The organism is Pseudomonas sp. KH_046_2 (genome assembly GCF_057838985.1).
Genome location: NZ_CM174480.1, coordinates 2869397 through 2896267 on the forward strand (window position 1 = coordinate 2869397; position 26871 = coordinate 2896267).

The window sequence follows — 26871 nt, forward strand, 5'->3', positions numbered from 1 at the left end:
CACCACAGGGGATTCTCAGCCTGTGACCAAGATGAATTCACCGGGAGTTTCACATGGCGAAGAAACCCAAGGCAGCCACGTTCATCAAGGACCCGCTCTGGTACAAGGACGCGGTGATCTATCAAGTTCACGTCAAATCGTATTTCGACTCCAACAACGACGGGATTGGCGACTTTCCCGGCCTCATCGCCAAGCTCGACTACATCGCCGACCTGGGCGTCAACACCATCTGGCTGTTGCCGTTCTATCCCTCGCCACGGCGCGACGATGGTTATGACATTGCCGAGTACCGCGGCGTACACAGCGACTACGGCACCATGGCCGATGCCAGGCGGTTCATTGCCGAGGCGCACAAGCGCGGCCTGCGGGTGATCACCGAGCTGGTCATCAACCACACCTCCGACCAGCACGCCTGGTTCCAGCGGGCGCGCAAGGCCAAACCCGGATCGGCGGCGCGGGACTTCTACGTGTGGTCCGATGACGATCAGAAATACGATGGCACCCGCATCATCTTTCTCGATACGGAGAAGTCCAACTGGACCTGGGACCCGGTCGCCGGCCAATACTTCTGGCACCGTTTCTACTCCCACCAGCCGGACCTGAATTTCGATAATCCGCAAGTCATGAAAGCGGTGCTGTCGGTGATGCGTTACTGGCTCGACATGGGCATCGACGGCCTGCGCCTGGACGCCATTCCCTACCTGATCGAGCGCGACGGCACCAACAACGAGAACCTGCCGGAAACCCACGACGTCCTGAAAAAGATCCGCGCGGAAATCGACGCCAACTACCCCGACCGCATGCTGCTGGCCGAGGCCAATCAGTGGCCGGAAGACACCCAGCTGTACTTCGGCGAAACCGACAAGAAAGGCCTGAACGGCGACGAATGCCACATGGCCTTCCACTTCCCGTTGATGCCGCGCATGTACATGGCGCTGGCCCAGGAAGATCGCTTCCCGATCACCGATATTCTGCGCCAGACCCCGGATATACCCGCCAACTGCCAATGGGCAATCTTCCTGCGCAACCACGATGAGCTGACCCTGGAGATGGTCACCGACAAGGAACGCGACTACCTGTGGAATTACTACGCCGCCGACCGCCGTGCGCGAATCAACCTGGGAATTCGCCGCCGCCTGGCGCCGCTGATGGAGCGCGATCGCCGTCGGGTCGAGCTGCTCAACAGCCTGCTGCTGTCCATGCCCGGCACGCCGACCCTGTATTACGGCGATGAGATCGGCATGGGCGACAACATCTACCTCGGCGACCGCGACGGCGTGCGCACGCCCATGCAATGGTCCATCGACCGCAACGGCGGTTTCTCCCGGGCCGACCCGGCCAGCCTGGTGCTGCCGCCGATCATGGACCCGCAATATGGCTACCTGTCGGTCAACGTCGAAACCCAGGCTGGCGACCCGCATTCGCTGTTGAACTGGACCCGGCGCATGCTCGCCGTGCGCAAGCAATCCAAGGCCTTCGGCCGCGGTACGTTGAAGATGCTGTCGCCGAGCAACCGGCGGATTCTGGCCTACACCCGCGAATACACCGGGGTGGACGGTAAACACGAAGTCATTCTGTGCGTGGCCAACGTGTCGCGCAGTGCCCAGGCCGCCGAGCTGGATCTGTCGGCCTACGTCGGCATGGTGCCGGTGGAAATGCTCGGGGGTAACGCGTTCCCGCCCATCGGCCAGCTGAATTTCCTCCTGACCCTGGCGCCTTATGGCTTCTACTGGTTCGGCCTCGCCGCGGAAAACCAGATGCCGAGCTGGCACGTGGAGCCCGCACAGAGCTTGCCGGACTTCACCACGCTGGTGCTGAAAAAGCGCATGGAGGAACTGCTCGAAACGCCGTCACGCACCACGCTGGAGCAAGGCATTCTGCCCAGCTGGCTGCAAAACCGCCGCTGGTTCGCCGGCAAGGACGCCGCCATTGAACAGGTCGACCTGGCCTATGGCGTGCGGTTCGGCGACCCGCAGCATCCGGTGCTGTTCAGCGAGATCAATGTCACCAGCGCTGGCCAGAGCAGCCGCTACCAGTTGCCGTTCGGTTTTATCCCGGAAGATCAGGTCGGTACGCCGTTGCCTCAGCAATTGGCGTTGTCGCGGGTACGGCGCGGACGCCAGGTCGGCCTGATCACCGATGCCTTCAGTCTGGAAACCTTTGTGCATGCCGTATTGCAGGGGATTCAGGCCGGTACCGTGTTGGCCTCCAGCGACGGCGACATTCGTTTCGAGTCCACCGCGGAGCTGGAAAAACTCGGCCTCAATGCCGAGTCGCCGGTACGTTACCTTTCAGCCGAACAGTCCAACAGCTCGGTGGTGATAGGCAACAGCCTGGTGTTGAAGCTGATCCGCAAGGTCGCCTGCGGTGTGCACCCGGAACTGGAAATGAGTGCGTTCCTGACGCAAGCCGGGTTCAGCAATATTTCGCCATTGCTGGGTGCGGTGGTGCGCCGGGACGGGGCGGGTGAAGACAACTTGCTGATGATCGCCCAAGGCTATCTGAGCAACCAGGGCGATGCCTGGGAGTGGACCCAGAACAACCTCGAACGGGCGCTTCGCGATGAATTGGCCGATGCCGTGTCCGAACAGGAACAGCATTACAACGCGCTCGGCGAACTGAAAGATTTCGCCGCTATGCTTGGTCAGCGCCTGGGGGAAATGCATCAGGTGCTGGCGGCACCGAGTGCCAACCCGGACTTCTTGCCCCAGGTCACCACGCAGAAAGAGGCGCTGGCCTCGGCCAGGGATGTTGCGGCGCAAATCGAGCACGCGCTGAATTTACTCAAGCAGCATAAAAATCAACTGAACCCGGCGGACCAGACCTTGGTCGGCCGTTTACTGGACAACAGGAAAGCCATCCTCGGTCATGTACAAGCGTTGGGCAAAAAGACCGCGGGCGGCTTGCGCATTCGTGTACACGGCGACCTGCATCTGGGGCAGGTGCTAGTGATCAAGGGCGATGCCTACCTGATCGACTTCGAAGGCGAACCGGCCCGGCCATTGCATGAACGAAGGGGCAAACACAGCCCGTACAAGGATGTCAGCGGCGTGCTGCGTTCCTTCGACTATGCAGCGGCGATGGCGATCAATGTGCAGAGCGTCGACAACACCGCAGCGGCCGATGCCGCGCGCTTGCGCGTGACCGAGCGCTACTTGAGTGAGGCACGGCAAGCATTTGTCGACGCTTATCGGCTGGCGGCAGCTAGTCTTGCCCATGCATGGCAAGATCCCGAAGGCGAGGATGCCGCGCTGGCGTTGTTCGGTCTTGAGAAGGCGGCGTATGAAGTGGCCTATGAGGCGGAAAATCGCCCCACCTGGTTGCCCGTGCCGTTGCACGGTTTATATGGATTATTGAGTGGGCTTAAACCCTTTTCCGATCTTGGTGGAGAGTAGTCATGAGTGTCTCGAACAAGGAACAGGGTCATCACAAAGAAGCGCTGCTGCCCGGCGCGCGGGATATCGATGCATTGGTGCGCGCCGAGCATATCGATCCTTTCGCCATTCTCGGCCCCCACGCTGACGGTGCCGGCGGGCAATACATCCGCGCTTATCTGCCTGGCGCCCTGAGTGTGCAGGTACTGGCCAGGGAGTCCGGGCAAGAGCTCGGTCAACTTGAAGCCACCGAAACACCGGGGTTGTTTGTCGGGCATTTCGAGCGGGTGCAAGCGTATCTGCTGCGCACCCGTTGGGCCGGCGGCGAGCAGACTGCCGAAGACCCTTACAGCTTCGGCCCGTTGCTGGGCGAAATGGACTTGTACCTGTTTGCCGAAGGCAATCACCGCGACCTCAGCGGGTGCCTGGGCGCGCAACTAAAGACCGTGGACGGCGTCGACGGCGTGCGTTTCGCGGTGTGGGCGCCGAATGCCCGGCGGGTGTCGGTGGTCGGTGATTTCAACGTCTGGGACGGGCGCCGGCATCCGATGCGCCTGCGTCATCCCACCGGCGTCTGGGAGTTGTTCATCCCGCGCCTGCAAGCCGGGGACATCTACAAATACGAGATTCTCGGCGCCCACGGCATTCTGCCGTTGAAGGCCGATCCCGTGGCGCTGGCCACCAGCCTGCCGCCGGACACCGCCTCGAAAGTCGCCTCACCCTTGAACATCGACTGGCAGGACCAGGACTGGATGATGTCCCGGGGCGACCGCCAGCGGGTGACGGCGCCGTTGTCGATCTACGAATTGCACGCCGGCTCGTGGCAATGCGAGCTGGACGACCTGGGTGAAGTGGCCCGCCAGTACACCTGGCCGGAACTGACCGAGCGGCTGATTCCCTATGTAAAAGACCTGGGCTTCACCCACATCGAACTGATGCCGATCATGGAGCACCCGTTCGGCGGCTCGTGGGGTTATCAGTTGTTGTCGCAATTCGCGCCGAGTGCGCGGTATGGCACGCCGGACGAGTTCGCCGCGTTCATCAACGCCTGCCACCAGGCCGAACTCGGGGTGATTCTCGATTGGGTGCCGGCGCATTTCCCCACCGATACTCACGGCCTGGCCCAGTTCGACGGCACGGCGCTGTACGAGTACGGCAACCCGCAGGAAGGTTTCCACCAGGACTGGGACACACTGATCTACAACCTGGGTCGCACCGAAGTGCACGGCTACATGCTGGCGTCGGCGCTGCACTGGCTCAAGCATTTCCACGTCGACGGGCTGCGGGTCGATGCGGTGGCCTCGATGCTGTACCGCGACTACTCGCGCAATGCCGGCGAATGGGTGCCGAACCGCCATGGCGGACGGGAGAACCTGGAAGCCATCGACTTCCTGCGTCACCTCAATGACGTGGTGGCCCTCGAAGCGCCCGGTGCCTTGGTGATCGCCGAAGAATCCACCGCATGGCCGGGTGTCAGCCAGGGCACGCAACAGGGCGGCCTGGGCTTTGCCTACAAATGGAACATGGGCTGGATGCACGATTCGCTGCATTACATCCAGCAGGACCCGGTGTACCGCGCCCATCACCACAACGAGCTGAGTTTCGGCCTGGTGTACGCCTGGTCAGAGCGCTTCATCCTGCCGATCTCCCACGATGAAGTGGTGCACGGCAAACACTCGCTGATCGACAAGATGCCCGGCGACCGCTGGCAGAAATTCGCCAACCTGCGGGCCTACCTGACTTTCATGTGGGCGCATCCGGGCAAGAAGCTGTTGTTCATGGGCTGCGAGTTCGGCCAGTGGCGCGAGTGGAACCATGACCAGCAACTGGACTGGTACCTGTTGCAATACCCCGAGCACAAGGGCGTGCAGAAACTGGTGGCCGACCTCAACCTCTTGTACCGCGAAGCGCCGGCGCTGCATGAGCAGGACGATGTGCCGCAGGGTTTTCAATGGCTGATCGGCGATGACGCGATCAACAGCGTTTATGCGTGGTTGCGCTGGAGCAAGGACGGCGAACCGGTGCTGGTGGTGGCCAACTTTACGCCGGTGCCCCGCGAGGCTTATCGCGTCGGGGTGCCGTTTGCCGGGCAGTGGAACGAGGTGCTCAACAGCGACTCGTCCATCTATGCCGGTTCCAACTACGGCAACAGTGGCGGGGCGGTTGCCGAGGAAACGCCGAGCCATGGCCAGGCGTTGTCGCTGGTGCTGAATTTGCCGCCGTTGGCGGTGTTGATGTTGCGGCCGCAGGGCTGACCCGAAGTCGGCGGTGCTGCTATTCGCGAGCAGGCTCGCTCCCACACTGGATTGATGTCGTACTTAAACCCGTGTGGGAGCGGGCCTGCCCGCGAAGGGGCCGGGAAATCGACACCGACACCTGGCGCCTGGCAATGAATGGCCGTGATTCAGAGATGCACCTCCACCGCCAACGGCAAATGGTCAGACAAGTGCGTCCACGGTTTGTGCCCGAGTATTTTCGGCTCATGGCTGCTGGCGTTGCGCAGGTAGACGCGGTCCAGGCGCAGCAAGGGAAACCGCGCGGGGTAGGTCTTGGCCGGACGGCCAAGGTGGCGTTCGAAGGCTTCGTGCAAGTAGTCGCGGCGGGCAAGGGCGGCATTGCCCTGCATCTGCCAGTCGTTGAAGTCACCGGCAATGATCACCGGCGCATCATCCGGCAGGGACTCGAGGAGCTGACAGAGCAACTGCAATTGCAGCTGGCGATGGCTTTCCAACAGGCTGAGGTGAACGCAGATGGCATGCACTTCGCGATGCCCCGGCACGTCCAGCACGCAATGCAGCAAGCCACGGCGTTCCGGGCCGGTAATGGAAACATCCAGGTTTCGATACTCGCGGATCGGGTATTTCGACAGCAGGGCATTGCCATGGTGACCGTCGGGATAGACGGCATTGCGCCCGTAGGCGAAGTCGCTCCACATGCTGTCGGCGAGAAATTCATATTGCGAGGTTTGTGGCCAATCGTTGTAGCGGGAGGAGTGGCGCTCGTGTTCGCCGACGACTTCTTGCAGAAACACCAGATCTGCCGACGTACTGCGCACCGCTTCACGCAATTCCGGGAGGACGAAGCGCCGGTTCAGCGCGGTAAACCCCTTGTGGGTGTTGACCGTCAGCACACGTAGCCGGTGAATCGCCGGGGGCGTGTTCAACGGCGTTGATTCGGCTACCTGCCGTTTTGAATGACTGGCCACATCCACTCCTCTGATCCAGGGCTGCTTATGTATGCGACTGATGCGACAGCAGGCAGTTCAGTCTGACCGGTTGCGCATTCAAACCAGGACAATTTCATAAGGCAAACGAATGCGCTCCAGCAGCGTCCGCGGCAGCGACGGCGCGAGGCCGATGGCCGGTTCGCCGTCCAGTTGGCTGGCGTAGGCGTGGGTGGCGTGGCTCTTGCGGGCGACGGTCCAGGTATCGAGGCGCACCTTGCGGGCACGATGCCAGGGAATCAGTTCCCGGTCCCGTGCCGGCCAGTGCCAGGCCCAGAACGGTACGTCGTTGTAGGTTGCCCCTGCGTTGGCCGCCGCCCTGGCGCTGGCACGGCCAACGGTGTCGTGGTCGACGTTACCGTCCTTGCGCCAGGTGCTGAACACCACATCACCGGGGCGCAGGTAACGCGTGATGAATTGGGCGATCTGTTCTTCGTGTTCCACCAGGACGTTGTCGGTAAAGCCGCCACGAATCCACTTCAGGCTGTGCATCGGTAACCCGAGACGGCGTATGGCTTCGACGCTTTCCTGAGGGCGAAATACACTGAGGCGTTTTTCCGACCATTGTCGAGAGCCCGGATGGCTGGCGCTGCCGTCGGTGATCGAGATCAATTGCAGCGGGTGGCCGAGGTTACTGAGCAGCTGCAGCAGGCCGCCGCAGGTCACGACCTCATCGCCGGGGTGCGGGGCAATGAGCACCGCGCGTGCGCCGCAGGGCACCAGCGACTGGGTACTGATGACCGGAATGCTGTCCAGTTGCGGGGCGCTGTTCCAGATCTGTGATGGCAGGCTGGCTTCGCTCAGGGAAACGGGTTTCATGGTGGATACGTCCTTGTTCTGCGTCGCCTTCAGTCGTGCATGGGACAAGCCCGGTCGACCCGTGAGGGCTGGTTGATAGCGAGGAGCGACAAGCCCAACCCTGGATCGCCGCGCTTCGAGTATTGCTCATGTAACGCTATTCGTCGCGCCGCGAACCTGGCCAGAATGATTTTTCCGCTCTACGGCAGTGGTGCCTTGAAATCGTGAGCCTCAACGTTACTCTTCCTCCTCATGCTGCAACTCGAACAACAACAAAGAGCGGCCGGTGACCGAGTACTCGTGGCCAAACTCGAAGCGCTCCTGGCCACGGATCGACGGTTGATTGGTGTCGATCATGCACGTCCAGAAACCGCCGTCAGGCACTTCCGGCAGCCGGAAATTGACAATGTCGTGATGTGCGTTGACCACCAGCATCAACGTCGCGTCGACGCCTTTGCGGCGAATGCCGGTTTCCTGGGCGCGGCCGTCGAGCAGCATGCCCAGGCATCGATTGTGCGCATCGTGCCAATGCTCGGTGGTCATTTGCGTGCCGTCCGGCGCCAGCCAGGTCACGTCCTTGACGCCGATGTCCTCGTTGTAATTACCCACCAGGAAACGCCCGCGCCGCAGGACCGGGTAAGTCAGGCGCAACTTGATCAGGCGTTTGACGAACTTGAGCAGGGCCTTGCCGTCTTCGCTGAGGTCCCAGTTGACCCAGCCGATCTCGCTGTCCTGGCAGTAAGCATTGTTGTTGCCGTCCTGGGTGCGGGCGAACTCGTCGCCGGCCACCAGCATCGGCGTGCCCTGGGCCAGCAGCAGGGTGGCGAAGAAATTGCGCATTTGCCGATGGCGCAGCGCGTTGATCTCGGGATCGTCGGTGGGGCCTTCGACGCCGTGGTTCCAGGACAGGTTGTTGTTGCTGCCGTCCTGATTGTTTTCGTCGTTGGCTTCGTTGTGCTTGTCGTTGTACGACACCAGGTCGTTGAGGGTGAAGCCGTCGTGGGCGGTGACGAAATTGACCGATGAGTAAGGCCGCCGACCACGTTGATTGAACATCTCACCCGAAGCGGTCAGGCGGCTGGCAAAGTCCGCCAGTTGGCCGTCGTCGCCTTTCCAGAATGCACGCACGGTGTCGCGGAATTTGTCGTTCCACTCGACCCAGCCCGGCGGAAAGTTGCCGACCTGATAACCGCCGGGGCCGCAGTCCCAGGGTTCGGCGATCAGTTTGACCTGGCGCAGCACCGGGTCCTGGCGGCAGGCCACCAGGAAGCTGTGGCGTTCGTCGAACCCGTCGTGATAGCGCCCCAGAATGGTCGCCAGGTCGAAGCGGAAGCCGTCCACGTGCATTTCCGAGGCCCAGTAGCGCAGGGAGTCGGTGACCATTTGCAGCACGCAGGGGTGGCTCAGGTCCAGGGTGTTGCCGGTGCCGGAATCGTTGATATAGAGGCGCTTGTCATCGGGCTTGAGGCGGTAGTAGGACGCATTGTCGATGCCGCGCATGGACAGGGTCGGGCCTTGCTCGTTGCCCTCGGCGGTGTGGTTGTAGACCACGTCGAGGATCACCTCCAGATTGGCTTCGTGCAGGTGCGCGACCATTTCCTTGAATTCGGCGATCTTGCCGCTGGCCAGGTAGCGCGGGTCGGGGGCGAAGAACGCGATGCTGTTGTAGCCCCAGTAATTGGTCATGCCCTTGTGCAGCAGATGCTGGTCGTTGACGAACGCATGGATCGGCAGCAACTCCACGGTCGACACGCCGAGCTTGCGGATGTGCTCCACCACATCATCGACCATCAACCCGGCAAAGGTGCCGCGCAGGTTTTCGGGGACGGCAGGGTGACGCATGCTGAAGCCGCGCACATGGGTTTCATAGATGATCGTTCTGTCCCACGGCACACTGACCCGATGATCGTGGCCCCAGGTGTGCGCCGGGTCGATGACCTTGCATTTGGGCACGAAGGGCGCGCTGTCCCGCTCATCGAAACTGAGGTCGGCGTCGGGGTGGCCGATGGTGTAGCCGAACAGCGCCTCGGACCATTTCAACTTGCCGACCAGTTGTTTGGCGTAGGGGTCGATCAACAGTTTGTTGGGGTTGAAGCGATGGCCATTGGCCGGGTCGTACGGGCCGTAGACGCGATAGCCATAAATCAGCCCGGGATGAGCGTCGGGCAAATAGCCGTGATAGATCTCGTCGGTGTATTCGGGCAGTTCGATGCGTTCGAGCTCCACCTCGCCAGTGTCGTCGAACAGGCACAGTTCAACCCGGGTGGCATGGGCGGAAAACAAGGCGAAGTTGACGCCCAGTCCGTCCCAGGTCGCACCCAGCGGAAAGGGCAGGCCTTCACGGATTCGCGTGGCTTCAGCGCGGGGGGCTGGCGCGGCGGATTTCTTCGGACTGGTCATAGGTACTCCTGTCAGTACTGCAACCTGTGGGAGCGAGCTTGCTCGCGATAGCGGTGTGTCAGGCACCATCAATACCGGATGTGATGGCCTCTTCGCGGGCAAGCCCGCTCCCACAGGGACCTGTGAGTTGCCACAGAATGCAGCCACACCATCAAACACTGTGGGAGCGGCGGTGCGGCGGTCCGACTTGCCCGCGAAGGGGTCTCAAGACATATTCAAACCGCTGGCGGTTTTCGCGCAGCCCGGGGCTTTTTCTCGACGGCTTTTTCTCCCGGCGGGATCACTTTTGAAGTCGCCGCCGGTTTGGCCTTGGTTTTTGCCGCGGCGACCTTGGCATCGCCAGCCTTGCCATTGGCCGTTTTGCTGACCGGGGGTTTACTCGTGGTTGCCTTGGCCGGTTTTTTCGGGGCCAGGGCTTCGGCTTCCGCCAGCTTGCACGCCATCTCCCAGTGGCGGGCTTCCTGACCTTCGGGTTTTCCTTCGGATTCCCAGATCTGATAGGCGAATTCGCGGATGCGTTTATCGTCGGTACTCATCGTAATGCTCCTGAACTGAACTCAAGTGTGGGCAGTTTGAAAAATGAGATTGACCGGGAAATCCCCCAGCGCGGCGCTGATCAGCAGCTCCCTGTGTTTTGTGACTGTGATGCCGGAAAAAAGTCCCTGCAGATGTTCGTCAGGGACGGTGAACGGCAGTTTGACCCGTGTATCGCCCCACAGCGGCGCGTGGACCTGTGGTACGGCACCGTTTTCCAGCAGTTCGGCACAACGTATCGGCACAATCACGATGGCGCGTTTTCCCTCCCGTTCACGGACAAAACCCAGCACTCGATGGGCCGAGCTGCCCACCACTTCCAAAGCCTGGTAGGTGCCACACCGAAACAGCTCGGCATGCTCGGCGCGCAGGCTCAGGGTGCGCGCAATCAAGGCTTGTTTGATGCGCCCGTCACGCCAGTTCTGGATCAAATCCGGCAGGTCCACCGTTTGCTGCAGTGCCTGCTGGCGGCTGGCGTAATCCACGGGGCGACGGTTGTCCGGGTCGACCAGGCTGAAGTCCCAGAAATCGTTGCCCTGATACAAATCCGGTACGCCGGGCACAGTCATGCGCAGCAAGGTTTGCGCCAAACCGTTGAGTGCGCCGGGGGCGCCGATCGAGCGGGCAGCCTTGGCCAGGGCGGTCCGCAACAGCTCGCCTTCAGGGCTGAGCAGCAGGCGCTGAATGAAGTCTTCGCTCGCTTGCTCGTAAGGGTCATTGGGCGCGCTCCAACTGCTTTGCAGCTTGGCTTCGCGCAGGGCCTTGCGTTGCCACTGGCAGAGGCGTTTTGCGTAGTCCTCGAGCGCCGGCGGATGATCGATATCCAGTTCCAGCGGCCAACTGCCGAGGATTGCCTGGTACAGAATCAATTCATCCCCCGCCGATGGCATTTGATCGTCGTTGCGCAAGGGCCGGGCGAGGGCGCGCCACAGGCCGATCTGGTCGGCGTACCAGCCGCTGCGCTCGCTCAGTACCGCCAGCCGCGCCCGTGAATCTTCGCCGCGCTTGTGGTCGTGGGTGGCGCTGGCCAGCAGATTGTCCGGGAAGGTGTCGAGGCGCTCGATGCAGGCCTGATGAAAGTCGGCGAGGGGTGCACTGAACTGCTCGGTGTTGAAGCCAACGTCATTGCGCGAGAGCAGGACCGCCGAACGATAGAACGCGGTGTCTTCCACCGCTTTCGCCGCCGCCGGCGAGGTCAGTTGCTGGAAACGTACGCAGGCGTGCTTGAGGCGTTTGCGCTGGCGACCGGCCGGGCGTTGCCGCCAGAGCTCACCGCCGAGCCAGCCGGCCAGGCAGTCGAGCACCGGCCAGTCCGCTTCGCCCAGGGTTTGACGGGCACCGGCCATGGCCTGCTGGAAAAAAACCTCGTCCTGGGCCAACCGGCCGAGGGGGCTGATGTAGGTGCGGTACACCGGGAAATGCACGATCAGCGCCTGCAAGGCCCGGCGAATGGCGCCGAGGGTCAGGTCGCGGGTCATGAGATTGTCCCGGGCCACTTGCAGCAGGGCCTGGGCGACACTTTCGAAATCTCCGGCCAGGGAACCACCGAGGATTTGCTGGCGCGCCAGTTGTGCTTCCTGGCAGAAGTCGGCGGGTCGCTCGCTGTGACGGTGCCAGAGTTCGGCCAGTGTCTGCGCGCCCCGTGGATCCTGTTGCAGCAGTGACAACTGGTTCATGAATTCGTAGCCGGTGGTGCCGTCCACCGACCAGTCGCGATGCAGGGTTTCGCCTTCGCCGAGGATCTTTTCCACATAGATGGGCAGGTGGCGGCCCGCCGAAAGGCTGTCGACCCGGCGGCGCAGCTTGCGGCAGTAGCCCCGCGGGTCGGCGAGGCCGTCGATGTGGTCGATGCGCAACCCGTCGATCAGCCCTTCAGCCACCAGTTGGAAGATTTTCGCGTGGGTGGCTTCGAACACGGCGGGACGCTCGACCCGCAGTCCGCCGAGCTCATTGATATCGAAGAAGCGCCGCCAGTTGATGTCATCGGCGGCGGTGCGCCAACTGGCGAGGCGATAGCTCTGGCGCTCCAGCAGGTTGTGCAGGCGCCGGAAGCCTTCGCCGGTCAGTGAGTCGTAGTTGTTCAGGTGCTGCTCGATGGCCTGGGCAAGAGCCGGATCGCTGACCAGATCGCGAAGTTCTGCCTTCAGCGGTTGCGCCAGGTTGTGGGCATCGGTCTGGTAGCTCAGGGTGCTGAAGCGGTCGGCCAGGTTTTTCAGTTGTTCGGCCTGTTGCGTATCGAGCGGTGCATCGGTCCTGAGCAGTTCGCCGTAATCGCTGGGACAAATCGGAAAGCGGTGTTCGTAGTGCTCGACATGGAAGCTGCCGTGCCAGGCATCGAAGCGCAGGGGCAGGGTGCCGTCCTGCAACGCGACGCCGTAGTCGCTGCCCAGAAACGGCAGGAGCAACTGGCCTTCCATCAACGGATCGGGTGAATGCCACTGGATATCGAAAAACTCGCCGTAGGGGCTCAGGCGCCCCCACTCCAGCAAATCCAGCCACCAGGGATTATCACTGCCGCCGACCGCCATGTGGTTGGAGACGACGTCGAGGATCAACCCCATGTCCTGCCCGTGCAAGGCACTGACCAGGCTGCGCAGCGCCGCCTCACCGCCCAGTTCCGGGTTGACCCGGGTCGGGTCCACCACGTCGTAGCCATGCATCGACCCCGCACGGGCGCGCAACAGCGGGGAGGCGTAGACATGGCTGATGCCAAGCCGCGCGAAATACGGCACCAGTGGCACCGCGTCTTCCAGCGTGAAGCCTTTGTGAAATTGCAGGCGCAAGGTGGCGCGCAGTGGTCGGGTCGGCACCTGGGTCATCGATCACGCTCGGCCGCCTGGAGCCGCGCACAGGCGAGCAGTTCCAGGCGTCGCGCGGCATCCGCTCCATCGAGCAGGGCTTCGCTGTAGCCCGGCAAGCGCCGCGACCAGTTGGGGTGGGTGTCGATGGTGCCGGGCAGGTTGGCTTGCTGTTCGACGCCCAGGGCATCTTCCAGGGGCAGCAGCACCAAGGGTGCCCGGGTATGACCGAGGAAGCGCACGCTGGCATCGAGCACCTGGTCGGTTTCGTGGGACTCTTCGCGAAAGTTCTGCGGGTCCTGGCTCAACGCCCGGCGCAGGCCTTCACGCTCACGTTCACGGTGCTGGCGCCATTCGATTTCACCGCTGGCATCGACCATGCCGAGCCGGGCATTCCAGTCGATATCGCGACCATGCCACCAGCCGTTGAGGGTGGGCAGGTCATGGGTGCTGGTGGTCGCCAGGGCGTTGTCCGGCCAGTCGAGGATCGGCTTGAAGTGGGTGTTGTCCTGTTCGAACAGCAACACCCGCATGCCCAGCATCGAACGGGCGATGAGTTTTTCCCGCAGGCCGTCCGGCACGGTGCCGAGGTCTTCGCCGAGGACGATGGCCTGGTGGCGATGGGATTCCAGGGTCAGCAGGCGCAGCAGGTCGTCCACCGGGTAATACAGGTAAGCGCCGTCGGCCGGCGGCGAACCGTTGGGGATGACCCACAGACGCTGCAAGCCCATGACGTGATCGATACGCAAGCCACCGGAGTGGGCGAAGTTGGCCCGCAGCATTTCGATGAAGGCCCGGAAACCATTGCGCACCAGGCCTTCAGGGGAGAACGCGGAAATCCCCCAGCCTTGGCCAGTGCGGTTGAGAATGTCCGGCGGCGCACCAACGGTGAGGGACGCGAGCAGTTCGTCCTGACGGCTCCAGGCCTGGCTGCCGCCGCCATCGGCGCCGACCGCCAGATCGGCGATCAGGCCGATACTCATGCCGCTGGCACGGGCGGCGGTTTGCGCGCGCTCCAGACAGCGCGTGATCAGCCACTGACAGAAGGCGAAGAAGCCGATACGCCCGGCATTCTCTTCGGCGAATGCCGCCAGTTCGGCGGTGCGCGGGTTGCGCCAGGGTTCGGGCCACTGCCGCCAGTCGAGGTGCTCACCGCGGGCGGCGCGCGCCTCCTGGATGGCTTCGAAACGGCAGTGGTTTTCCAGCGCTTCGCCGGCAGCGTGACGAAAACTGCTGAAGTCTTCATGCAAAGGGTGTTCACCCTGGACGAAACCTTCGTACAGCGACTGCAACAACCGATGCTTGGCTTCGGCAGCAGCCGGCCAGTCAATCAGCGGACGTTCTTCCAGCGCTTTGAGTTCAATCGCCAGTCCGGTGGCATCAATGGCGGAACGCAGGGCACGTTCGCCGAGAATGGTGCCGGGGGCACAGTAAAGGCTGTTGAGAAACAATCGGCTGGATGGGGAATACGGACTGTAGCGTCGGGTGTCACTGGAAAACATCGCATGCAACGGGCTGATCGCCAGCGCCTCGGCGCCACGCTCACCGGCCACCCGGGCGAGGTCTTCCAGCGCCTGGGTGTCACCAAACCCGCCATCGCCGGGGCGGCGCAATCCATACAACTGCACGCTCAGGCCCCAGGCACGGGGGATCGGGTTATCCACGGCATCGGCCACGCTGTAACAACGGGACGGGGCCACGGCCAGGGTGAAGGTTTGTCCGTCGATGCTGACCTGTTGATAGCCGACCGGTACCAGCCCCGGCAGCACTGCCTTGGCGTCCAGTTTCAGGTTGAGCCGCGAACCGTCTTCGAGGTGGATTTCGCAAGGGGTCCCGGGCTCGAAAAAACGCGCCAGGTCCAGGCCCGCCCCGACATCGGCGGTGATCAATGGCGGCAAGTGATGGGTCTGTTGCGCCGCTTGCAGTTCCAGCAGGCTGGCGTCGATTTCCTGGGCACTGCCTGCCGGGTGGCCAAGGCCGGTCAGCACGTTGCGCAACACGGAAGGTGCGACTTTTTGCGGGCGGCCGTTGGCGTCGAGCCAGTCGACAGCGAGGCCGGCACGGCTGGCCAGGATTTCCAGTTGCGCATCACTCATGGACGCTCTCCAAACGAGGTAGCAAAGGGGGCTGCGGCGGCGAGGCTGACGAGCGCGCAATACGGGGCAAGGGTGTTTGGGGTCGGCAGGTCGGGGTACTGTGGCGGGTATTCGAACAAGCGCGTGGCACCGGTCTGTGAGGTGTGGACTACGGGCCTGGCACTGAGGTTCAGGTCAATGCGCAGCTGGCTGCCATCACCCAAGCGCCAGGATGCACTGATCGCGCCTTCGCCCAGTACGTCGCTGCCCAGTGCCTGGGCGCCCGGCAGGCGCGGGATGATGTGCCGGTGGCGGATCTGCAACAGTCGGCAATACAGGTCGTGCATCTCGCAATGGCCGGTCGATGGCAGGACCGGGCGGGACGCTGCAAACGTCTGCGGATCGTTCGGGTCCGGAATGTGTTCGCGCAGGATAGGGTCGGCAAAGGCGCTGAACGCCGCGAACTCATTGCGCCGACCGTCGCGTACCTGTTTGGCCAATGCACCGTGATGGCTGGTGAAAAACAGGAAGGGTTGTTCAACGGCAAACTCGTCGCCCATGAACAGCAGCGGAATCATCGGCGACAACAGCAACAACACCGTGGCGGCCCGCAGCGCTTGCGGGTGGGCGAGTTGATGCAGGCGCTCGCCGAAGGCCCGGTTGCCGATCTGGTCATGGTTCTGCAAAAACAGGATGAAGGCACTGGGTGGCAGATGCCCGCTGGGTTCACCCCGCGCCACACCATGGCGGTTGATATGGCCCTGGAACACGAAACCCTGGCTCAGGCAGCGCGCCAGTTGTTCGGTGGGGTTTTGCGCGTAATCGGCGTAATAGGCGTCGGTTTCGCCGGTCAGCAATACATGCAGGGCGTTGTGGCCGTCGTCATTCCATTGTGCGTCGTAACCTTGCTCCAGCAGGCTGGCCTGGTTGTGTTCGTTCTCCACCATCAGCCACACATGCCGCGCCGGTCCGGTCTGCTGGCGCACCCGAAGCGCCAGTTCCTGGAGGAAATCCGGGTCTTCGATGGCATGCACCGCGTCCAGGCGCAAACCGTCGAAACGGTATTCGAGCAGCCACATCAAGGCGTTTTCGATGAAGAAGTCCCGGACTTCGCGACGGCGCAAGTCGATGGCCGCGCCCCACGGCGTGTGTTGGTCCTCGCGAAAAAAGCCTTGGGCATAACGATGCAGGTAGTTGCCGTCCGGGCCGAAGTGGTTGTAGACCACGTCGAGAATCACCGCGAGGCCGTGGCCGTGGGCGGTGTCGATCAAGTGCTTGAGCTGCGCGGGTGAGCCGTATGACGCCTGGGGCGCGTAGGGCAGGACGCCGTCATAACCCCAATTGCGCTCGCCGGGAAACTGCGCCACGGGCATCAGTTCGATCGCGGTGACACCCAGTTCGACCAGCCGTGCCAGATGCTGCTCGACGGCACTGAAGCCGCCGAGCGCACCGACATGCAATTCGTAGATCACCGCCTCGTTCCACGGCCGCCCCAGCCAGGCGCTGTGTTGCCAGGCATAGGCCAGCGGATCGACCACCACACTGTGCCGGTCGATGTCGCCGGCCTGAGCGCGGGAGGCCGGGTCGGGCACTTCCAGTTCGCCGTCGATGCAGTAGCGGTAACGCGTACCCGCCGCGCATCGGGTGTCGCTCACGAACCAGCCGTCGGCCTGGGGCAGCAACGGCAAGGACTGTCCATTTTCCAGTTCGACACTGACGTAGAACGCATCTGGCGCCCACAACGCGAATCGCGTGTGCTCTGCGTCCAGCATGATTGCGCCGTGGGGCCAGGTCTCAAGGGTCCGTAACGGCATCTTGAAAGCCTCTTACTGTTTGTTCGATTTCCCCAATGCTTTAGCCACAAGCTGTTCGTAGAGCTCGGCGTAGGGCTCGACCGCCTTGCACCAGTTGAACGGCGCCGCCATGGCCCGGCAGCGCATGGCGTGCAGCAGGTCGGGAAAGGCGAACACCTTGAACGCGCGGCTCAGGGCTTCCTGGTAGCTCTGCACCGTGGATTCATCGAACAGGAAACCGGTCACGCCGTTTTCGATGGTGTCGGCCAGGCCACCGGTATTGCGGGCCACCGGCAACGAGCCGAAGCGCTGGGCATACATCTGGCTCAGGCCGCATGGCTCGTAACGCGAAGGCATCAGCAGGAAGTCGCTACCGGCGAACATGCGCCGGGCGTCGGTTTCGTTGAAGCCGATGCGTACGCCGATCTGCCCGGGGAAACGCAGGGCCAGTTCACGCATCGATTGTTCTTCTTCCGGCTCGCCGCGGCCGATGATCGCGATTTGCCCGCCGTTTTTGACGATGTACTCGGACACCGCTTCGGTCAGGTCCAGGCCTTTCTGATAAACCAGGCGCGAAACCACCGCAAACAGTGGACCTTCGGAGTCTTGCAGGCCGAACAGTTCGCGGACATGGGCGGCGTTCACGGCCTTGCCATCCCAGTCGCCGATGCTGAACGGGCAGAACAGGTGTGGATCGGTCGCCGCATCCCAGCTTTCATCGATGCCGTTCGGAATGCCGCTGAGCAGGCCTTGCTGGGTCTTGGCGGCGAGAAAGCCGTCGAGACCGCAGCCGAAATCCGGGGTGGTGATTTCCTGGGCGTAGGTCGCGCTGACCGTGGTGATGTGGCTCGAATAGGCCATGCCGGCCTTGAGGAACGACATCTTGCCGTAGAACTCCATGCCTTCCTGTTGCAGCGCGTGATGGGGAATGCCCAGTTCGGGGCATGAGCCCAGGCTGGTCACGCCTTGATAGGCCAGGTTGTGGATGGTGAACAGCGTCGGCGTGCGCTGCCCACGCCAGTGCATGTAGGCCGGGGCCAGGCCGGCGGGCCAGTCGTGGGCGTGCACCAGGTCTGGGCACCAGTGGATCTGCGCGAGGTTGGCGGCAATGTCGGCCGCCGCCAGGCCCAGGCGGGCGAAACGGATATGGTTGTCCGGCCAGTCGCGGCCGTTGTTGGCGCCGTAGGGCGAGCCTTCGCGCTCGTAGAGTTCGGGGCAGATCAACACGTAAATGACCAGGCCATCGGGCATGTCCATGCGCCCGATCTTGCACGGTGGCAACGCAGCATGACCGCCAAGCTCGCCAATGATATGGATCGGATTTTCGCTGTGCAGCACCTGCGGGTAACCGGGGATCAACACCCGTACATCGTGCAGATGGGCCATGGCCCGTGGCAGCGCCGCGGAAACGTCGCCCAGGCCACCGGTTTTCACCAGGTCGGCAATTTCCGAGGTGACGAACAGGACTTTCTTACGGTTCGGATTCTGGTTGGCTGCCGGGGTCAGGGTCCTGGTGCCTGGAACGCTGACGGGTAGGGTGTTTGCGGCAGTTACGGCGCTCGATTCGCCGACCTGATGAGCACGCTCTCCCTGTATTTCCAAAGCCGTACCGATCATATGAATCTCCCGTGTTGTTGATCTAATTCTTAGGTCTGGCAAACGGTGTTTCATGGCCAATTTCCCGTGGCCGGCGCAAACGCGCTGCGCATCAGTGAGCAAGCGCTGCCCAATGCGTCGAAGCAAAAGGGTTGAATCAGCCGTTGCAAAGATTGCACCAGTCGCAACGCACCTTCTTGTCAGAGGACCGATCGGGAATGGAAAAAGTTTCGACTATTTTTCCATTTTATGACCGACCGGTTTCGCTTTGAGAAAGTGAGTCTAGGCCAGAACTTAGAGCGGTAAAGGGCAGATGGCAAAATTGTTCGACAATCGGTTTGTAGCGGTACGGACGTGCCTGATCGAGGTGCAAACGCCCCGACGAAGTGCATGTTTTTTTGTGTTTCGGCTTCAAAAAGTCACGGGGTAGTCACATAAATGTGCGACGTGATTTATCAGGCGTGCACTATTGTGGTGCGCATTTTTGAGTCCCGCATTTGGCCGAACCGCTGCCTTACTGCCCACCGTGATGCCTTGTTATAGTTCGGGCCTCATTTTTGCCCGCAAAAGGATCACTGGCATGTCTCAGTACAGCGCGTTCAACGTCGAGCTGGTCGATAAAATCGCCCATGTGCAGATCAACCGACCGGAGAAGATCAACTCGATGAACGCGGCGTTCTGGAGCGAGATCGTCGAAATCTTCCAGTGGATCGACGACACCGATGAAGTGCGCGTGGTGGTCCTCAGCGGGGCCGGCAAGCATTTCTCTTCGGGCATCGACCTGATGATGCTGGCCGGTGTGGCCAATGAGCTGGGCAAGGACATCGGACGCAATGCGCGCCTGCTGCGACGCAAGATCCTCACCCTGCAAGCGTCGTTCAATGCCGTCGACAACTGCCGCAAACCGGTGCTTGCAGCGATTCAGGGGTACTGCCTGGGTGGCGCCATCGACCTGATTGCCGCGTGTGACATGCGTTACGCCGCTGAAGACGCACAGTTTTCGATCAAGGAAATCGACATCGGCATGGCCGCCGACGTTGGTACGCTGCAACGCTTGCCGCGGATCATCGGTGACGGCATGCTGCGCGAACTGGCTTACACTGGTCGCACGTTTGGCGCTGACGAAGCGCGAGGCATGGGCCTGGTCAATCGCGTCTACAGCGACAATGCCAGCCTGCTCGACGGCGTGATGGGCATTGCCCGGGAAATCGCCGGCAAGTCGCCGATCGCCGTCACCGGCACCAAGGAGATGATCAGCTACATGCGCGACCATCGCATCGATGACGGCCTCGAATACATCGCCACCTGGAACGCCGCCATGCTGCAATCCACCGATCTGCGCGTGGCCATGGCGGCCCATATGAGCAAACAGAAACCCGAATTTCTGGATTGATTAACCATGATTCCTCGCTGGACCACCGCAGTACTGGACACCGATCAACCCGGCGGCTGGGCCATCGCGCGCAGCCCCGAAGGCTTTCTGTTCGATGACAACGGCGCACTGTTCGCTCGCGAATGGCTAAAACGCCAGGACCTGTCGATTCTGGCCGAACATGGCATCGGGCATCTCGATGGCGAGCCGGTTTATCTGCTGGAGTTGCGCAGTCACAGCGAGGTGCCGGGTTGCAACTGGAAAGGCCTGCGGGCGTTCATGCTCGAAGGCGACCACACGCTGTACAAGGTGCTCGGTTACGCCGCGCAGATCGGTACATGGGCCCGCGAGCACCGCTTTTGCGGTAACTGCGGTCAGGCCATGACCCAGGTGCCGCGCGAACGGGCGATGTATTGTCAGCCGTGCGATCTGCGCAGCTACCCACGGATTTCGCCGAGCATGATCGTACTGGTCACCCGAGGCGATGAAGTGCTGTTGGCACGCTCACCGCGTTTTGTCAGCGGTGTCTACAGCACATTGGCGGGGTTCGCCGAGCCGGGCGAATCGGCCGAAGACTGCCTGATTCGCGAGGTTCGCGAAGAGGTGAGCATCGAGGTCAGGAACATCCAGTACATGGGCAGCCAGTGCTGGCCGTTCCCGCACTCGATGATGCTCGGTTTTCACGCCGAATATGCCAGCGGCGAGATCGTCTGTCAGGAAGACGAGATCGAGGACGCCCAGTGGTTCAACGTGCACGAGCTGCCGCCGTTGCCGGCGTCACGCTCGATTGCCCGTTACCTGATCGACGTCTACGTGGCCCGGCGTTTAGGCCACGCTGAACCAGTGCTGCCAGGCTAGGCGCACGGTCAGGCCCAGCACCACGGTGATGAACACCGGACGAATGAATTTCGCGCCGCCGCTGATGGCGGTGCGGGCGCCGAAGAAGGCGCCGACCATCAACGACGAGCCCATGCACAGGCCGATGACCCAGTCCACCTGACCGGAAAAGATGAAGATCGACAGCGCCGCCGCGTTGCTGACGAAGTTCATGCTGCGCGCCACGCCGCTGGCCTTCACCAGGTCGATGGGGTAGAGCAGCAGGCTGCTCACGGTCCAGAACGCGCCCGTGCCGGGACCGGCCACGCCGTCATAGAAGCCGAGGCTGAAGCCTTGGGTCGACTGCCACTTTTTCTTGATCGGTGCGTTGCTGTCCAGCGGCGCTTTCGGCGTGCCGCCAAACAAGAGATAGACACCGCAAGCGAAGACGATCACCGGCAGCATTTTGTTCAGCCATTCCGCCGGCAGGTAATGGGCGACCACGGCACCGGTCAGCGCGCCGACCAGGGTGCCGACGATGGCGTGCACCCATTGCGCGGGGTGGAACAGCTTGCGGCGGTAGAAGGTGAAACTGGCAATCGCCGAGCCGAAGGTCGAACTGAGCTTGTTGGTGCCCAGCACCAGGTGCGGCGGCAGGCCGGCGGTCAACAAGGCCGGGGTGGTCAACAGACCACCGCCACCGGCGATGGCGTCGATGAAACCGGCAACAAAAGCGACAAGGGCCAGGATGGCCAGGGTGGAGAGGTCAACGCTGAGTTCGAAAGGCATGGGATCGGCTTGAATAGCGGGGAAGAGCGGGCCGCCATCATATCCGTAACCATCGTTTCCCGCGACTCGGATTGTCACCGGGGAGGCCGGGTCAGGAGCGTAATTCTGCAGGCATTAAGAACTTGATATTGTCGACGTAATAGGCCCCCTTATTGCCAAATGGATCACTTGGAATAGCTAAGTGAACATCCACATGCTGATAACCTGGTGGAAGAGTGCCCTCAATGGTTATCAATTGATTTTTTGGCCCTACATAACTCAATCCCTGCCAGATTTCCGATGCTTCGTCGATTGGTGACGTTGCCCAGACTGTGTACAAGACGAACGCATTAACCAGTGGATTGGCCTTTCCCTCTGCACCTGTGATGTGCACGCGTTGATGGTCGCTGTTTACCAACTGGTACGCCTCAGGGGCCTGGACATTGAAACTGAACGTGAAGGGACCCGACGGTGTTTCGAAAACATCAGACGCCAGATTTTGCCCAAGACTTTTGCCTCCGGTCATTCGGGCTACATAGTTGAAGTCCCTGAGTTCGACTGACATAGGCGTGTGATTGTTGCTTGCCGTCCAGTGGCTGAAGTCACCGGTACTGAAGTTACCATTCAAGAGGTAGTTCTTGTTCTTGATCATGTTATTTACTCATTGCCAGGTAGCGGGGGAGTGAGCGATGACCATCGCTTTCGCCGGGAAAGTCCTCGCTGTGTGGCAATGATGGGATGCATCCGCGCATGCATCTACTGTCACAAATGACAGTAGATAAGCATTTTTGGCAATTAAAAGAATATCTGTCTGACGTTTTAATGAAACTGATGTGTTGGTGCGGGCAATAACGCCTCATGTGCTGACTTGATAGACAGCGGCAGTTGCTTGATACGGACAAGACGTTGAATGCCATGTTGCTGAAGGTGATCGGGCATCATCGACCAATGACGATGTCTTCAACGGGGCCAATCACCTCCAGCGTGCTGGCAAACCACGCAACGGTCTGCCATTGAATCTGGATTACAGGCCCAGATCCGACAGCCCCGGATGATCATCTGGGCGACGCCCCAGCGGCCAGTGGAACTTGCGCTCGCTTTCCTTGATCGGCATGTCGTTGATGCAGGCGAAGCGGTGGGCCATCAGGCCGTCCTCGTTGAACTCCCAGTTTTCGTTACCGTAGGAGCGGAACCAGTTGCCCGAGTCGTCGTGCCATTCATAGGCATAACGCACGGCAATGCGATTGTCGGTAAATGCCCAGAGCTCCTTGATCAGCCGGTAGTTCAGCTCCTTGGCCCATTTGCGGGTCAGGAAGCTTTTGGCTTCTTCGCGGTTGTGGGCGAACTCGGCGCGGTTGCGCCATTGGGTGTCCAGGGTATAGGCCAGGGACACACGCTCGGGGTCGCGGGAGTTCCAGCCGTCTTCGGCCAGGCGAACTTTTTCAATCGCCGATTCACGGGTGAAAGGGGGTAATGGCGGACGTACTTCGGCATTAGACATTTAAAGTCTCCGTATCAAGTTAATGTTCAAACAACTGTCGAGCTTGATCAGGTTGCTACAGGTCCAATAACTTTCGCGCCATGCATTGCGCATTATCGGCGGCACTGTGATCACCCATTACAAGCGCCACGGTAATGGCACCGTCGATCAGGATCAGCAACTGTCTGGCCAGCAGCTGCGGATCCTCGGCGCCATGTTCGGTACACAGCTCGCACAGGTAGTCGAGCAGCTTCTGTTTATGCTCTTTGGCGACTAGGCGCACCGTGTCCTGCGGGTCGCCGGTTTCACCGCTGGTGTTGATGAAGGCGCAGCCGCGGAAACCTTCGGATTCGAACCACGATTTGAGCACGGTAAACAGGTTGAGCAGTCGCTCGGCCGGGGTGTGTGCCTGGCCGACTGCGCCTCTGTACCAGTGCATCCAGCGCTGGTCGCGGCGTTGCAGGGCGGCCACCACCAGATCGTCCTTGTTGGCGAAGTAGCGGTAGATGCTTTTTCTGGAGACGCCGGCGGTTTTCACCAGAAGATCCATGCCAGTGGCGGCTATGCCACTTTTGTAGATCAACTTTTCGGTGACATCCAGAATGATGTCGCGTGTGTCATTGCTAGTGATTTCGTTCATGTGGCAAACAGTAGAATGATCGTTCTCCATGGTCAATCGATATTTTTGTAGTGTCTGATAAATGGTCTTCGCGAGCAGGCTCGCTCTCACATTGAAATGCATTCTCCTGTGGAAGCGAGCCTGCTCGCGAAGGGGACATTACAGACAGTAACAAGACCCGAACCTCTGCATGGTGTAAGCTCTCGGGTTCTTCGGATTCGACCCAATTGCGAGCCCTATGCCGTCGCTTTTCAAACGCTCCCTGCTGCCCAAGTTGCGCAGTTTTCCGCTGTCGGCCGATGCCGTTGGCGTCCTTTCCGGCGCTGCCGAATTCCGTCGTTGCCTGCTGGAGAAAATCGCCAGCGCGACCCGGCGCATTTACATCGTTGCGCTGTACCTGCAACAGGATGAAGCCGGCCAGGAAATCCTCGATGCCTTGCACGCTGCCAAACTGGCGCGTCCGGAACTGGACGTGGTGGTGGTCGTCGACTGGCTGCGCGCCCAGCGCGGCCTGATCGGTGCCGGCAAGCAACCGGGCAACTCAGCCTGGTACCAGGAAATGACCCGCACCCATGCCAGCGAAGTGCCGATCTACGGCGTCCCGGTTCAAACCCGCGAACTGTTCGGTGTGTTGCACCTTAAAGGCTTCGTGATCGATGACTGCGTGCTCTATAGCGGCGCGAGCCTGAACAACGTCTATCTGCACAAGTTCGACAAGTACCGCTACGACCGCTATCACCTGCTGCACAATCGTGAACTGGCCGATTCGATGCAGCACCTGGTGCAGCACGGCCTTGTGGCTTCCAAGGCGGTGCACCGCCTCGACCTGCCGAACCTGCCGACCACCCGCAGCCTGCGCAATGACATCGGTGACCTGCGCAGCCGCCTCAAGCACGCGGCCTACGACACCACGCGAGGCACCACCGACAGGAGCGGTTTGTCCGTCAGCCCGTTGCTCGGTGTCGGCAAGAACAATCCGCTGAATCGGGTGATCTGCGAACTGATCGCCAGCGCCCAGCAGCAACTGACGATTTGCACGCCGTACTTCAACCTGCCGCTGGCGATCATCCGCGAGATCAACCGTGCGCTGGCCCGCGGGGTGAAGATCGACATTGTGGTCGGCGACAAGACGGCCAACGACTTCTACATTCCACCGAGCGAACCGTTCCGGGTCATTTCGGCGCTGCCGTACCTGTACGAAATCAGCTTGCGCCGGTTTGCCAAGCGTCATCAGCGCAACATCGACAGCGGCCAGTTGAACCTGCACCTGTGGCGTGATGGCGACAACACCTACCACCTCAAGGGCATGTGGATCGACCGGCGCTATACCTTGCTGACCGGCAACAACCTCAACCCGCGGGCGTTTCGACTCGATCTGGAAAATGCCTTGTTGCTCGATGATCCCCATGGCGAACTGCTGGAGCCGCGTCGCAAAGAGCTGGCAGAGATCTTCCAGCACACTCGGCGAATCGAGCACTTCCAGAACCTGGAAACCCTGGCCGAATACCCGGCGGGCGTGGCCAAGTTCCTCAAGCGCGTGAGTCGTGTGCGGATCGAGCGGTTGCTCTATCGCATTCTGTAAAGCCGGTGGGTCACAGAAAAGCAATCGCGAGCTTGCTCGCGATGACGGCCTGACAGCCGACCAGGTCATCACAGACGAACGAACCCAACAAACAGGCCGGCCGGTAGGCCGCCTCGAGCGCTGTTGCGGTGTACGCCCCCTCGTGAGGCCGAGCGCAGGTTCTGCGCAGTGGGCAACCCGGCATGGATGCCGGGTTAGCTGCCGCCGGCCATGGATGGCCGATGGCGGCGGGCCCACGGAGCAGGACCGGAGCGAGGGCATGCCGAGCCTTGGCGAGGCACCGAACGTCAGGGGCAAGAGCCCTTGGTTACTTGGGGCTTTTCCAAGTGACCCGCCGTAATTGGATGGACTCGCCCGCGCCGAGGCGTCAATGCGCCACGGGGGCAGTCTAAGAAGCCACCGACAGCGAGGGCGAATCCATGAAAAAGAATACGACGGTTAAACAGTCCCTGTCTCCAACCGATCTATCGACATGCACGACAGTGGCAGTCGATCTTGCCAAGCAGATATTCCAGGTCGCGGGGGAAGATGCCCTTGGCCAAGTGCTTTACGAAGAGCGAATCAAGTCGCGTGAAGCCTTTCATACCTTCCTGCGCAAACTGCCGCCAACCGTAGTGGTGCTGGTAGAAACGGGCCCAGGCGCTCAAGCATGGGCGCGGCAGCTACAGGCTCAGGGCAATCTGGCGCGAATTCTTCCGGCGCAACTTGTGGCCAAGCACCGCAGCGGCGCCAAAAATGATCGTAATGATGCCCGGGCCATATTGCGTGCGGGGCGCGACAGCAAAATTGCGGCGGTCCCCATCGAAAGTGCCACAGCACTGGCCATGCAGGCCTTGCACCGTGCCCGGCAGGGTTATGTGCGTCGGCGCACAGCCATGAGTAACCAGATGCGGGGCTTGCTGATGGAACACGGTATAACCCTGGCACAAGGTGATGTCGCTATCAGTCAGACCCTGCCTCGGGTGCTGGAAGACGCGACACAACCATTGCCAGACATATTGCGTGAGCTGATAGACGAGCTGCTGGGCGAGTGGCGTCAGTTAGGCGAACGGATCAACGTGCTGACCGGTCGCCTGGAGAGCGCCGCGAACGAGGATAAAACAGCCCGGCGACTGATGACCGTGCGCGGTATCGGCCCGATCATCGCCACAGCGCTTTTGGCCAAGGAGACCGAACCTGAACGTTTTGCCAATGCACGCCAGTTCGCGGCCTACTTTGGCATGGTGCCTGAGCAGAACAGCAGTGGGCAGAAGATTCGCCTGGGCAGGATGAGCAAACGAGGCGACAGCTATGTGCGCAGCCTGATGGTTCAAGGGGCTCACGCGGTATTGAGGCATTTGCGCCCTGATTCAGAGCAGCCCGACGATCGTCGGTTGCAACGTTGGCTGGGTCGACTGGGACGCAAGGAAGCGGCGATACGGTTGGCGAACCGCAACCTTCGAATCGTTTGGGTGCTGCTACAAAATGACCAGACTTACCGCAGCCAACCGGCCAATGGCCGGCCAGCTGCGCCAAGTTACTGATCGACAGCGTTCTGCCTCCGGGGCGCCAAGGCGCTCCAGCCCCTGCTAGAAAACATTGACCCCAGGTCAGACCGTCGCGGATCGATGCCTGCGCCCTTACCGGCCTTCGAGGCCTGAACG

At 61.4% G+C, this 26871-nt stretch carries 18 protein-coding genes; 6 read left to right on the plus strand and 12 right to left on the minus strand.

The window, feature by feature from the left end; all coding sequences use genetic code 11:
• Positions 1-53: 53 nt before the first annotated feature.
• Positions 54-3395, plus strand: a complete 3342-nt coding sequence (gene treS, locus AC3IX1_RS12980; protein ID WP_489388497.1) for a maltose alpha-D-glucosyltransferase — start codon at positions 54-56, stop codon at positions 3393-3395.
• A gap of 2 nt (positions 3396-3397) precedes the next feature.
• Entirely contained in the window at positions 3398-5629 is a 2232-nt protein-coding gene (glgB, locus tag AC3IX1_RS12985; RefSeq protein ID WP_489388498.1) for a 1,4-alpha-glucan branching protein GlgB, read from the plus strand.
• A 149-nt stretch (positions 5630-5778) separates the two neighbouring features.
• Here glgB and AC3IX1_RS12990 read toward each other — a convergent pair whose 3' ends face one another.
• The 8 genes from AC3IX1_RS12990 to glgA all read right to left on the minus strand — a co-directional run bounded on the left by AC3IX1_RS12990 (position 5779) and on the right by glgA (position 18612).
• Positions 5779-6579 carry an endonuclease/exonuclease/phosphatase family protein gene (locus tag AC3IX1_RS12990; protein WP_489388499.1) on the minus strand — a complete coding sequence of 267 codons (801 nt, stop codon included), beginning with the start codon at positions 6577-6579 and terminating at the stop codon, positions 5779-5781.
• Positions 6580-6657: 78 nt separating this feature from the next.
• Positions 6658-7416 (minus strand): PIG-L deacetylase family protein, encoded by a 759-nt coding sequence (locus tag AC3IX1_RS12995; RefSeq protein ID WP_489388500.1) that lies wholly within the window; start codon positions 7414-7416, stop codon positions 6658-6660.
• Positions 7417-7632: 216 nt separating this feature from the next.
• The gene (glgX, locus tag AC3IX1_RS13000; protein WP_489388501.1) at positions 7633-9795 is read right to left on the minus strand and encodes a glycogen debranching protein GlgX; all 2163 of its coding nucleotides are present in this window, start codon (positions 9793-9795) and stop codon (positions 7633-7635) included.
• 215 nt (positions 9796-10010) lie between these two features.
• Positions 10011-10331: a DUF2934 domain-containing protein gene (locus AC3IX1_RS13005; RefSeq protein ID WP_489388502.1), complete on the minus strand. Its 321-nt coding sequence runs from the start codon at positions 10329-10331 to the stop codon at positions 10011-10013.
• Positions 10332-10352: 21 nt separating this feature from the next.
• Entirely contained in the window at positions 10353-13148 is a 2796-nt protein-coding gene (locus AC3IX1_RS13010; RefSeq protein WP_489388503.1) for a malto-oligosyltrehalose synthase, read from the minus strand.
• The gene (gene malQ / locus AC3IX1_RS13015; protein ID WP_489388504.1) at positions 13145-15223 is read right to left on the minus strand and encodes a 4-alpha-glucanotransferase; all 2079 of its coding nucleotides are present in this window, start codon (positions 15221-15223) and stop codon (positions 13145-13147) included. Before malQ ends, AC3IX1_RS13010 begins: the two co-directional genes overlap by 4 nt.
• Positions 15220-17016 (minus strand): malto-oligosyltrehalose trehalohydrolase, encoded by a 1797-nt coding sequence (gene treZ / locus AC3IX1_RS13020; protein ID WP_489388505.1) that lies wholly within the window; start codon positions 17014-17016, stop codon positions 15220-15222. Before treZ ends, malQ begins: the two co-directional genes overlap by 4 nt.
• 12 nt (positions 17017-17028) lie before the next feature.
• Complete coding sequence (gene glgA / locus AC3IX1_RS13025; protein ID WP_489388506.1) at positions 17029-18612, minus strand: glycogen synthase GlgA; 1584 nt, start codon at positions 18610-18612, stop codon at positions 17029-17031.
• Positions 18613-19171: 559 nt separating this feature from the next.
• On the opposite strand from glgA, the gene AC3IX1_RS13030 reads away from it, so the two are divergent.
• A complete protein-coding gene (locus AC3IX1_RS13030) occupies positions 19172-19984 on the plus strand; it encodes a crotonase/enoyl-CoA hydratase family protein (protein WP_489388507.1) in 813 nt (270 codons plus the stop codon).
• Positions 19985-19990: 6 nt separating this feature from the next.
• Positions 19991-20821, plus strand: coding sequence for an NAD(+) diphosphatase (nudC, locus tag AC3IX1_RS13035; protein WP_489388508.1), 831 nt, complete (start codon positions 19991-19993; stop codon positions 20819-20821).
• Here nudC and AC3IX1_RS13040 read toward each other — a convergent pair.
• From AC3IX1_RS13040 to AC3IX1_RS13055, 4 genes are all read right to left on the minus strand, one after another.
• Entirely contained in the window at positions 20789-21568 is a 780-nt protein-coding gene (locus AC3IX1_RS13040; RefSeq protein ID WP_056727498.1) for a TSUP family transporter, read from the minus strand. The genes nudC and AC3IX1_RS13040 overlap by 33 nt on opposite strands.
• Positions 21569-21659: 91 nt before the next feature.
• Positions 21660-22199: a carbohydrate binding domain-containing protein gene (locus tag AC3IX1_RS13045; protein WP_489388509.1), complete on the minus strand. Its 540-nt coding sequence runs from the start codon at positions 22197-22199 to the stop codon at positions 21660-21662.
• Positions 22200-22571: 372 nt separating this feature from the next.
• A complete protein-coding gene (locus AC3IX1_RS13050) occupies positions 22572-23048 on the minus strand; it encodes a nuclear transport factor 2 family protein (protein WP_489388510.1) in 477 nt (158 codons plus the stop codon).
• Between the two features lie 55 nt (positions 23049-23103).
• Positions 23104-23667, minus strand: coding sequence for a TetR/AcrR family transcriptional regulator (locus AC3IX1_RS13055; protein WP_489388511.1), 564 nt, complete (start codon positions 23665-23667; stop codon positions 23104-23106).
• Between the two features lie 217 nt (positions 23668-23884).
• Between AC3IX1_RS13055 and pssA the strand changes: the two genes are divergently transcribed.
• Positions 23885-25228, plus strand: coding sequence for a CDP-diacylglycerol--serine O-phosphatidyltransferase (pssA, locus tag AC3IX1_RS13060; protein WP_489388512.1), 1344 nt, complete (start codon positions 23885-23887; stop codon positions 25226-25228).
• A 419-nt stretch (positions 25229-25647) separates the two neighbouring features.
• Positions 25648-26751: an IS110 family RNA-guided transposase gene (locus AC3IX1_RS13065; RefSeq protein ID WP_489388444.1), complete on the plus strand. Its 1104-nt coding sequence runs from the start codon at positions 25648-25650 to the stop codon at positions 26749-26751.
• Positions 26752-26871 lie beyond the last annotated feature (120 nt).

What these genes read in the sequence shown, in the direction of transcription:
- treS (WP_489388497.1), top strand. Translation starts at nt 54, where the DNA reads ATGGCGAAGAAACCCAAGGCAGCCACGTTCATCAAGGACCCGCTCTGG.
- glgB (WP_489388498.1), top strand. Translation starts at nt 3,398, where the DNA reads ATGAGTGTCTCGAACAAGGAACAGGGTCATCACAAAGAAGCGCTGCTG.
- AC3IX1_RS12995 (WP_489388500.1), bottom strand. Translation starts at nt 7,416, where the DNA reads ATGAAACCCGTTTCCCTGAGCGAAGCCAGCCTGCCATCACAGATCTGG.
- glgX (WP_489388501.1), bottom strand. Translation starts at nt 9,795, where the DNA reads ATGACCAGTCCGAAGAAATCCGCCGCGCCAGCCCCCCGCGCTGAAGCC.
- AC3IX1_RS13005 (WP_489388502.1), bottom strand. Translation starts at nt 10,331, where the DNA reads ATGAGTACCGACGATAAACGCATCCGCGAATTCGCCTATCAGATCTGG.
- AC3IX1_RS13010 (WP_489388503.1), bottom strand. Translation starts at nt 13,148, where the DNA reads ATGACCCAGGTGCCGACCCGACCACTGCGCGCCACCTTGCGCCTGCAA.
- malQ (WP_489388504.1), bottom strand. Translation starts at nt 15,223, where the DNA reads ATGAGTGATGCGCAACTGGAAATCCTGGCCAGCCGTGCCGGCCTCGCT.
- treZ (WP_489388505.1), bottom strand. Translation starts at nt 17,016, where the DNA reads ATGCCGTTACGGACCCTTGAGACCTGGCCCCACGGCGCAATCATGCTG.
- glgA (WP_489388506.1), bottom strand. Translation starts at nt 18,612, where the DNA reads ATGATCGGTACGGCTTTGGAAATACAGGGAGAGCGTGCTCATCAGGTC.
- AC3IX1_RS13030 (WP_489388507.1), top strand. Translation starts at nt 19,172, where the DNA reads ATGTCTCAGTACAGCGCGTTCAACGTCGAGCTGGTCGATAAAATCGCC.
- nudC (WP_489388508.1), top strand. Translation starts at nt 19,991, where the DNA reads ATGATTCCTCGCTGGACCACCGCAGTACTGGACACCGATCAACCCGGC.
- AC3IX1_RS13040 (WP_056727498.1), bottom strand. Translation starts at nt 21,568, where the DNA reads ATGCCTTTCGAACTCAGCGTTGACCTCTCCACCCTGGCCATCCTGGCC.
- AC3IX1_RS13045 (WP_489388509.1), bottom strand. Translation starts at nt 22,199, where the DNA reads ATGATCAAGAACAAGAACTACCTCTTGAATGGTAACTTCAGTACCGGT.
- AC3IX1_RS13050 (WP_489388510.1), bottom strand. Translation starts at nt 23,048, where the DNA reads ATGTCTAATGCCGAAGTACGTCCGCCATTACCCCCTTTCACCCGTGAA.
- AC3IX1_RS13055 (WP_489388511.1), bottom strand. Translation starts at nt 23,667, where the DNA reads ATGAACGAAATCACTAGCAATGACACACGCGACATCATTCTGGATGTC.
- pssA (WP_489388512.1), top strand. Translation starts at nt 23,885, where the DNA reads ATGCCGTCGCTTTTCAAACGCTCCCTGCTGCCCAAGTTGCGCAGTTTT.
- AC3IX1_RS13065 (WP_489388444.1), top strand. Translation starts at nt 25,648, where the DNA reads ATGAAAAAGAATACGACGGTTAAACAGTCCCTGTCTCCAACCGATCTA.